We start from the raw sequence: 1,638 nt of genomic DNA, 5'->3' as shown, positions 1-1,638 counted from the left end.
CGAACAAATCCGCGACGAGGCCGAAGTCTGCGACCTGGAAGATCGGGGCTTCTTCGTCCTTGTTGATGGCGACGATGATTTTGCTGTCCTTCATACCCGCGAGGTGCTGGATCGCGCCCGAGATGCCGACGGCCACGTAAAGCTCCGGCGCCACGACCTTGCCGGTCTGGCCGACCTGCCAGTCGTTCGGGGCAAAGCCAGAGTCCACCGCGGCGCGCGAGGCGCCCACGGCTGCGCCGAGCTTGTCCGCCAGCGCCGTGATCAGCGCGAAGTCGGCTTCCGAGCCCACGCCACGGCCACCCGACACCACGATCTTGGCCGAGGTCAGTTCCGGGCGATCCGAGGCTGCCACCTTGTCCTCGATCCAAGCCGACAGACCCTTGTCACCGGCCGCCGCAGCGGCCTCGACCGGGGCCGAACCGCCCGCGCCCGCGGCCTCGAAGGCCGTCGCGCGGATCGTGGCCACCTTGACCTTGTCCGACGATTTCACCGTCTGGATCGCATTGCCCGCGTAGATCGGGCGCTCGAACGTATCGCCGTCAACCACGCCGATCACGTCCGAGATCACCATCACATCGAGCAGTGCGGCAACGCGCGGCAGAACGTTCTTCGACTCGGCCGTGGCAGGCGCCACGATATGGGTAAAGCCACCGGCGAGCGAGACGACCAGATCGGCCAGCGGCTCGGCCAGGCCATGCGCATAGGCGGCATCGTCCGCCGTCAGCACCTTGGCCACACCGTCGAGCGCCGCGAACGGCGCCGCATCCACGCCCGCACCGGCCACGAGCACCGTCACCGGGCCCATCTTCTTCGCCGCGCTCAGCGCCTTCGAGGTCGCGTCGAGGCTGTTCACCTCAGCAATCAGAAGAACCGACATCACAGAACCCCCGCGTCTTTCAGTTTCGCCACCAGTTCGTCGACCGAGCCCACCTTGATCCCGGCCGAACGGCCCGCCGGCTCTGCGGTCTTCACGACGCTCAGGCGCGGGGTCACGTCGACGCCGTAGTCGGCGGCGGTCTTCTCATCGAGCGGCTTTTTCTTCGCCTTCATGATGTTGGGCAGCGAGGCATAGCGCGGCTCGTTCAGACGCAGGTCGGCGGTCACGATCGCCGGCAGCTTGACCGAGATCGTCTGCAACCCGCCATCGACCTCGCGCGTCACTTTCGCGCTGTCGCCGGCAATCTCAAGCTCCGAGGCGAAGGTCGCCTGACCCCAGCCGAGCAGCGCCGCCAGCATCTGGCCGGTCGCGTTCATGTCGTTGTCGATCGCCTGCTTGCCCGCGATCACTAGGCCCGGGGCCTCTTCTTCGACAACCTTGGCGAGGATCTTGGCCACGGCCAGAGGCTCGATGTCCTGATGCACGTCATCGGCGGCCACAACCAGGATCGCGCGGTCCGCGCCCATCGCCAGCGCCGTGCGCAGCGTCTCTTGCGCCTGCTTCACGCCGATCGAGACCACGACGATCTCGCTCGCCGCACCCTTCTCTTTCAGACGGATCGCCTCTTCCACCGCGATCTCGTCAAACGGGTTCATCGACATCTTCACATTCGCAAGATCGACACCGCTACCGTCCGCCTTCACGCGAACCTTCACGTTATAGTCGATCACCCGCTTAACAGGCACCAATACCTTCATGGG

The 1,638-nt window shown here is 65.8% G+C and carries 2 protein-coding genes; both read right to left on the bottom strand.

The features are described 5' to 3' along the window. Positions 1 to 877, bottom strand: an 877-nt coding sequence (locus tag LZA78_RS17495; protein WP_233678162.1) for an electron transfer flavoprotein subunit alpha/FixB family protein, incomplete at its 3' end; no start/stop codon positions are given. Beyond that, the gene (locus tag LZA78_RS17490; RefSeq protein ID WP_233678163.1) at positions 877 to 1,635 is read right to left on the bottom strand and encodes an electron transfer flavoprotein subunit beta/FixA family protein; all 759 of its coding nucleotides are present in this window, start codon (positions 1,633 to 1,635) and stop codon (positions 877 to 879) included. The genes LZA78_RS17495 and LZA78_RS17490, both read right to left, overlap by 1 nt. Between the last annotated feature and the right edge of the window lie 3 nt (positions 1,636 to 1,638).

This window comes from Rhodobacter flavimaris, from assembly GCF_021378075.1.
Lineage (GTDB): Bacteria > Pseudomonadota > Alphaproteobacteria > Rhodobacterales > Rhodobacteraceae > Rhodobacter > Rhodobacter flavimaris.
The sequence above is the reverse complement of the archived record's forward strand: the minus strand, read 5'-3'. Positions and strand labels throughout refer to the sequence as shown.